Annotated in this window: 1 protein-coding gene; it reads right to left on the bottom strand. The window is 64.3% G+C overall.

The genetic code is table 11. From position 1 onward, the window contains the following. The coding region (gene rplQ / locus CH341_RS31910) for a 50S ribosomal protein L17 (RefSeq protein ID WP_111423744.1) at positions 1-413 on the bottom strand (413 nt) is incomplete at its 3' end. Positions 414-426 lie beyond the last annotated feature (13 nt).

Genomic DNA, 426 nt, shown 5'->3' with positions numbered 1-426 from the left:
TCCGCGACCTCGGCCGCTTCCATGCGAGCCCGATCCTCGGCGCCACGCGCGTCCTCATCGCGATCGACGAACTCGATCACGCCGACCGGCGCGCTGTCACCATACCGGAAGCCGGCCTTGAGCACGCGGGTGTAACCGCCATTCCGCTCGCCGTAGCGCGGGCCGATCGTCTCGAAAAGCTTCTTGACCATCTCTTCATCGCGCAGACGCGACATCGCGATCCGACGCGCATGCAGGTCGCCCCGCTTTCCGAGCGTGACGAGCTTCTCCACGAACGGCCGGAGCTCTTTCGCTTTCGGCAGGGTTGTCACGATCTGCTCGTGGCGAATGAGCGCCGCCGCCATATTGGCAAACATTGCCTGACGATGGCTCGACGTCCGATTCAGCTTACGGCCGGTCTTTCTGTGGCGCATGGCCCTGTCTCCT

The sequence above is a fragment of the Rhodoplanes roseus genome (assembly GCF_003258865.1).
GTDB lineage: Bacteria > Pseudomonadota > Alphaproteobacteria > Rhizobiales > Xanthobacteraceae > Rhodoplanes > Rhodoplanes roseus.
The sequence above is the reverse complement of the archived record's forward strand: the minus strand, read 5'-3'. Positions and strand labels throughout refer to the sequence as shown.